Source organism: Trinickia soli (assembly GCF_002879855.1).
GTDB classification, from domain to species: domain Bacteria; phylum Pseudomonadota; class Gammaproteobacteria; order Burkholderiales; family Burkholderiaceae; genus Trinickia; species Trinickia soli.
This window is the reverse complement of sequence record NZ_PNYB01000036.1, coordinates 39,246-46,045: the sequence shown is the minus strand read 5'-3', so window position 1 is coordinate 46,045 and position 6,800 is coordinate 39,246. Positions and strand designations below refer to the sequence as shown.

Genomic DNA, 6,800 nt, shown 5'->3' with positions numbered 1-6,800 from the left:
CCAACGTCCTGGAGCCCGAACTCGACCAGAACTAACAAGGAAATCTACAATCAACACCGCGCAACGCCCAACCCCGCCGAATCGGTCACGTTCCCGAAATCGGCGGTCACGTTCGCCGAAATACGCACGAAGCAACAGGCGCAGAAGTGGGCACGTCAGATCGAAGGCGAGATGGACGTGGGATCGTTTGTCGATCGGTCGGAAGCCGAGCGTACGACCTTGGCCGACGCGTTGAAACGCTACTGCAAAGAGATTGTTCCCGAAAAGCGGCATCCGTATCAGGAGGAACGCCGGATCGACAGGTGGCTGGATAACGATCTGGCCCATCGCACCCTTGCCAATCTCAGAGGCACCGACTTCGCCAGGTACCGGGACGATCGCCGTGCCGCTGGCCGCGCTGAAAACACTATCCGCCTCGAGCTTCAGCTCATACGCCATCTTTTCGAGATAGCTCGTAAAGAATGGGGCATGGAGGGCCTTCCCAACCCTCTCGACAACATCCGGAAGCCATCAGGCAGCAAAGGCCGGGAAAGGCGCTTACTTCCGGGGGAATTTGACAAGCTGAAAGCTCTGCTGTCTGTTAGTCGCAATCCGTGGGTTGCCCCAGCCTTCGAGTTGGCTATCGAGACAAGCCTGCGTCAAGGTGCGCTATTCAGCCTTCAATGGCAGTGGATCGACTTCAACAACAGGGTAGTCCGCTTCCCCGTGGAGGCACGCGGCGCTGACAACAAAGGCGTGCCCTCTGCCCTCCCCCTGTCCACGCGCGCGGTCAACGTGCTCCGCGGTCTTGCAGCAATTTCGGAGGGCGCAGAAGCGCGCTTCGCGCGCTCCATGTACGGTCCGCCAGACATTCGACGCGATCTGAACGGCCGGGTATTTGCGACCACCGTGAACTCGGTCATATGCGTCTGGAAACGCACCCTTCGTGACGCCAGCAAACATGATCCGGAGCTGCTGACACTTCGCTGGCACGATACGCCACGAAGCTGCATCAAGGCTCTTTGAAAAAGGCCTGCATCCCCTGGAGGTTGCGTCTATAACCGGCCACCGCAGCATGCAAATGCTGAAACGATACACGCACCTCAAGCCGGAAAGCCTGCTGGAAAAACTTGGGTAGCGCACGCAATCAGGTCGTGCATCGACTCGATCGAAAGATCAGCAATGCACGACCAGACGCTAGGCTGGCAGTCGGACTCTGATCTGCTGATATAGCCGAATCTCCTCCTCGTGGCTAACCTCAACGACTACAGCAAAACGCTGACTTTGCACAAGCTCCTGGGCCCACCCACCTTCACATCTCACGACGAGATAGTACCGATCGCCGTACTGAGTTAAGTCGCGCTGAAACGTAATCGCGGCCGTTTGTAGCGTCGCCGTCTCGCGATCCCGCGGACCGGGCTCCAATGCGCAGTTAAACCGGCCAGCCATCTCCGGAACACCACCTTCTACGGCAACATTCCGCCGTCGGTAATGTTCGAAAACCTGTTGCGCACTACAGCCCCGGATTAGCCGAAAGCTCATCCCGATTCCGGCGTAGTCGACGCGAGTATGACGAACCGGCGGATCAAACGCCAAGCTGACCTTGACGGTACGCCTGCCCCGAGTCTGTTGATAGGCAACAGGTATAGGAACCTCATAGACAGCAAAATGGTCAACTGCCAATTCGTCCTCTGCATACAGGACAACTCGAGATTCGTCCGAATATGCAGCGCGCTCAAGATCGACCTGCCCTCGCCCACAAACCTTCCGAGCAGCGTCAGCACCGAGAACGCCAAGGCGATCAATCGCCTCCTGTGGCACCGTTGCTGCCCCCGCGAGTAGCGCGCGAACTAGATTAGCGGATGCGTCGGGCAAAATCGCCAAGACTTGGCTTGCCTTGAACGCAACTAAAGGTGCGGCGAAAGATGTCCCAGATCGGGCCGTGAAAAGTTGTTCGATATGACGATGGTTGAGCGAGACGACTCCGGCACTAGGCAAATCCTCACCGCCACGCAACTGGACAGTTACCGCATCGAAGACCGCTGTTCCACCAAAATCCACAAAATCTGGCTTGACTGAGCCATCGATACCAGGCCCCGCCCGAGTAAAGGGCGACGGCTCCATTGGCCCGGTTATCGGATGGACTCGGATGTCATCCGCTAGCTCCGGCGAAATGCCAGTACTGTGTGAAATCGCCCCAATCGATAAGACATTCTGAGCGCCAGCGGGCTCACAGAAGCGATTCGCCGGTTCCAACAAATAGTCCGGATACTCGGTAACCGCCTGTTCGATAGCGTTGCCGCGGCGCGGAACGCGGTTCCCCGCGGATACCACGATCACGACGTTGAGTTCCCGGACCAATTCATCTAGCGTGGCGGCCCAAGGGCCGACCTTTCTACCGTCGTAGGTCAGCTGCCTGTCGCCCAAAGCGATCACAAATATTCGGCACCCGTACCGGGTATGCAGTGCGGTGATTGCCTCTCGCATTTGTGACGGCACAAGACGCCGGTTATCGAAAGCGCCTTGATCGTTCACAACCTTTGCAGAGCAAAGCCGCGCGCCGCGATTTAGCTGCCCGGTATTTAGCTGCCCAACGATATCCCCGAATACTGCGATCCCACCGACAACCGTCCCGTGCCCCCATACGTCCGCGGTCCCCAAACCCTCCGGAACTCCGATGGCACCAACCAAAATGTCAGCGATGAGCGGATGATCATTGATACCGCTATCAATGATCCCAATGAGTGGTGCGTCGTCGTCGAGAGGGGTTAGCTCGGGTAACTGCCCGAGGTCAAGTGCGATAGCTGTTTCGGCCGCGCCATCGGGCTCCGGCGGCCTGTCGATGCTTGCCACGGCATCAACGGAAAGCAGCGTTCGAACAACTGCGCCACTCACAGTGATACGAAGCATAGAAATGGACGGACCGACATACCTATCGTGAACATCGCCGCCACGATTCACGATGTACGCCCCAATCTCATCAAGCTTGCGATCTCGCAGCTCGCGCCGGCCGACATCCCATAACTCAAGGTCAAGGGTATGCACCTGATCGTCACGAAAATCGGCTTCGGAAACAAAGCCACTTTCCCGCAGCTTAAGCCCGATCCGGTCGCGCGGCTCAACGTCACCAATTGCTTCGATATTTGCAACAAATGCCGCATACGCTGGATTCTGCTGCCCGGGCGGAACGCCTTGCGAATAAGCGTCTATTCGTTGCCGAAAATCGCGCAGGTCGTCATGGTCTGCAAAAACTATCAATGTCCGGTCAGCGTCGGATGATAGGACGGTGAGCCCTAGCCCTTCCCACGTGCTTTCTTGTCGTGCTCCTGCCATCCTGACCCGCAAGATAAGCGCGGGATTGACGAACTCTGGGCGACGGCGCGCGCGCTGGGCAGTAACGACGGAATTTAGCTCCGCAGTTAAACGGGCGCTATGCGCGCTCGGATCACGCGCCGGTGGAGGCGCCCCGCCCCCGTTCTTCCTGCGCTCGAATCGCTCGGGCAGCCGGATAAGACGCAAATGTTCTAAATGAGGCATCGATTACAATCGTTGAACTTATACCACCTCAGCCATCCTCTCCCGCCCCGCTTTACGGCGTTGCTCATCACGCAGGGCGCCCCGGAAATCACCCTCCTCTACAACTTTTCGACGATCGATTACTGCAGTCTTGACCGCCTGAATGCAAATTCTCTCTATTTCAGCATACGAATAGCCCGACAACGCTGACGCAAATATCAATGGATCAAATCCGATATGCACATTCTTAAATTTCGCGACCAAGAAACGGCGAATCATCCTATCGTTCGGCTTATCAAACCAGATCACCTCATCAAAACGACGCCACACCGCTTGATCAAGAGTCTTGCTGAGGTTGGTGGCCGCAATAAGGAAACCCCGAGGTTGAATGCGATCAATAAAAATCAGAAGACTATTGACGACACGCCTCAACTCATTGTGCTCCGACGTATCATCTCGCGAGCGAGCAAGCGCATCAAACTCATCCAAAAACAAGACGCACGGATGCTTTCTCGCAAAATCAAATATTTTTCTTATATTGGAAGCGGTTTCACCCAAGTACGACGAGATTAATTGATCCAACTTCACCACATAAAGTGGCAAACCGAGCTCCGCCGCAAATACTTCCGCACAAAGAGTTTTTCCGCAACCAGGCGGGCCGCAGAACAAAAGCTTCGACCGTATAGGCAATCCCTTTCGACGAATTTCGTCTGAACGACGAAATTCTTCAATCAAGCCGAGAAACACACGCACGTTAGCTGGGGCGAGTGTGATGTCCTTGTGCGTACGGTTCGGTTCGATCTTTTCGATGAATTCGCTCGCCGCATCCGGAAACTTAATAAGGGGGGCGAGCACCTTTGGGGCTTTGGGTTCAGTGGTGCCTTGCGCCGAGTTATCGAGGGTGCGACGCAACGCGCGCGCCAGCACTCGATTGTTCTTCTGTTCCTCTTCAAGGATGATCTGCTCGGCAACTGCGCGGAACTCATCGTCCCGACCGTAACTCGCGAGCAACTTTTTCATCAGTTCGCCGCGCGCCATGTCAGCTTCCCCAAGTTGTTCGTTGTCTGAACCCGAATTATACGCGCCGGTCCGGGCGAACGATATCCCGTCGCCCGCCGACAACGATGGAACGTTGCTCACGCGCTGCCAGTGCCCTACAGGCACAGGCCGGACGCGATATTCAGGTCACCACTTTGAGACACCGGAATCAAGGTCCAGAACCAGGTGCCTGAGACGGCTCCCCGGCGCACATGGCACACCGTTTCCCTGCTGCACTTGGCGACCGCGCCGGGTCCTGGCATCTCACGGTTGGCTAACGCACCTGCTAGCCAAATCCTCGACCAAGGTACACTCTTACGTTCGGAAAGCCGTCGCTGACACACCACGTTGTCAACAGCGCTGCATCGACTATTCGCAATGAACGATAGGCGTGGCGCACTAAAAGGAGTGTAACTGTGCTAGCGGAGATACTGAGCTAACGTCAAGAGTGGTGTATGAGCAATTTGACGGCGATCGATTTCAAGCGGCGAGTTTCTGCTGACCCGGTCGATCGTCTTGCACCGGTTCGCCGTCCTTGAAGGCAACGCCCTCGAGCAACAGCTTGATCTTTTCCGGGCCGTTGATACGGCGCCAGGTTTTCTCGGCTTCCTCGATCAGCTTGAATGCCAGTCCAAGGAAGGTTGGTCGCGATACGCAGTTACGCGTGCGCGTCGTACGGTGGCGCACCGTCGCGAACGTCGATTCAATCGCGTTGGTCGTGCGCAGATGCTGCCAGTGCTCGGCAGGGAATTCGTAAAACGCGAGCAGGCTCTCCCGGTCCTTCTTTAACGTCTCGGTCGCCTTCGGATATTTCGCCGCATAGATCGACACGAAACGATCGAACGCGGCGTGCGCGTCGGCGCGGGTGGCCGCCATCCAGATCGATTGCATGTCAGCCTTCGCGCGGGCCTGTTGCGACTTGGGCAGCGCGTTCATGACGTTTCCCATTTTATGAAACCAGCACCGCTGGCCACGTGTGGTCGGAAACACCTCTTCCAGCGCGGCCCAGAAGCCCATGGCGCCGTCGCCGACCGCCAGCCGTGGCCCTGTCTTCAGACCACGCTTTTTCAGGTCGAGCAGCAGCTCCAGCCACGATGCTTTCGTTTCGCGATACCCATCGCCGATCGCCACACGCTCTTTGCTCCCGTCCGGCTTCACGCCGATGATGACAAGCAAGCATTGCCCATCGGAGTTCTCGCTGCGCAGCCCCGTGTGAATGCCGTCGACCCACCAATAAACATAGTGCACCTTGGACATGTCTCGCCGGCTCCACGCCACATGCTCGTCGGCCCATTGCGCCTTCAGCCGGCTCACCACGTTGGCCGACAAGCCCTTGGCGTCATCGCCCAGCAGCACGCTCAACGCTTCGCCCATGTCGCCCGTCGAGATGCCCTTCAGATACAGCCAGGGCAGCGCTGCGCTCACGCGAGGCGACTTCCTCACGTACGGCGGCACGATCGTCGAATTGAACTTCACGCCCGATCCCGATCGATCTCGTACCTTCGGCACCTTCACCGCGATCGGCCCGGCGGCCGTCAGCACCTCGCGCTCGGGCAAGTAGCCGTTGCGCACAACGGCGCGTTGCCCTTGCAAAGTCTTGACGTTCGCGAACCGTTCCATCAACTCCGCCAACTCCGCTTCGATCGCTTGTTGAATCACTTGCCGCGCCCCGTGACGAACCAACTCGTCCAGGCCAAGCCCGACTCCCGATAGACCGACGACTGCTTTTTCCGTATCCTTGCTCATGGTGGATGGTTTGTTTGGTTGCTGGTTTCCGACTTCGACAATCAGATTCTCAGCTGAAACCTCCACCGCCTTCAACTTCCCGCCTCAACTCCCCCGTACACCAGATTCGACTTTATCTCGGAGATACTTGCCGTTATTGAAAAGGCTAACAGTCGCGTTCTGCTTTTTATATTTGTTGGCCTATTTTTTTACTCATTTTTGGGCGACGGCGAAGTTATCGCAGACCCGCTATCATACAACGGACTTTCGTTGCTTATTTTTATTGTATGGGCATACGGCCTAACGGGAATATGGTTCGAGCTCATCGAAAAAATGAATGATAGTTTACCTGAAAACGACATGGCAAGCTGGGGTCCAATTGTTGGCGGAACGATACTCGCATTTTGTCTTCTTGTTACTTTCTCCTACCTAGCAAGAAATCCGCAGGGACTAACACTGTCAATTTTGGCGAAAAAGAACTTCTTGCGTCTATGCACCTTATATCTACTTGGATTTGAAACGATTAAAATCGAGCGCTAACC

At 56.4% G+C, this 6,800-nt stretch carries 5 protein-coding genes; 2 read left to right on the top strand and 3 right to left on the bottom strand.

What is annotated here, in order from left to right:
• Both C0Z19_RS26165 and C0Z19_RS29195 read left to right on the top strand, forming a co-directional pair.
• Positions 1–1,005 (top strand): tyrosine-type recombinase/integrase (locus C0Z19_RS26165; RefSeq protein ID WP_438947153.1); only part of this gene is annotated, 1,005 nt, incomplete at its 5' end.
• Positions 974–1,117, top strand: coding sequence for a tyrosine-type recombinase/integrase (locus tag C0Z19_RS29195; protein ID WP_438947155.1), 144 nt, complete (start codon positions 974–976; stop codon positions 1,115–1,117). The genes C0Z19_RS26165 and C0Z19_RS29195, both read left to right, overlap by 32 nt.
• Positions 1,118–1,176: 59 nt before the next feature.
• On the opposite strand, the gene C0Z19_RS26160 is transcribed toward C0Z19_RS29195, so the two are convergent.
• From C0Z19_RS26160 to C0Z19_RS26150, 3 genes are all read right to left on the bottom strand, one after another.
• Positions 1,177–3,516 (bottom strand): S8 family peptidase, encoded by a 2,340-nt coding sequence (locus C0Z19_RS26160; RefSeq protein ID WP_102612749.1) that lies wholly within the window; start codon positions 3,514–3,516, stop codon positions 1,177–1,179.
• 18 nt (positions 3,517–3,534) lie between these two features.
• Positions 3,535–4,635, bottom strand: a complete 1,101-nt coding sequence (locus C0Z19_RS26155) for an AAA family ATPase (protein WP_199180799.1) — start codon at positions 4,633–4,635, stop codon at positions 3,535–3,537.
• A gap of 378 nt (positions 4,636–5,013) precedes the next feature.
• Complete coding sequence (locus C0Z19_RS26150; protein WP_102612747.1) at positions 5,014–6,279, bottom strand: IS256 family transposase; 1,266 nt, start codon at positions 6,277–6,279, stop codon at positions 5,014–5,016.
• Positions 6,280–6,800: the final 521 nt, after the last annotated feature.

What these genes read in the sequence shown, in the direction of transcription:
- C0Z19_RS26160 (WP_102612749.1), bottom strand. Translation starts at nt 3,516, where the DNA reads ATGCCTCATTTAGAACATTTGCGTCTTATCCGGCTGCCCGAGCGATTC.
- C0Z19_RS26150 (WP_102612747.1), bottom strand. Translation starts at nt 6,279, where the DNA reads ATGAGCAAGGATACGGAAAAAGCAGTCGTCGGTCTATCGGGAGTCGGG.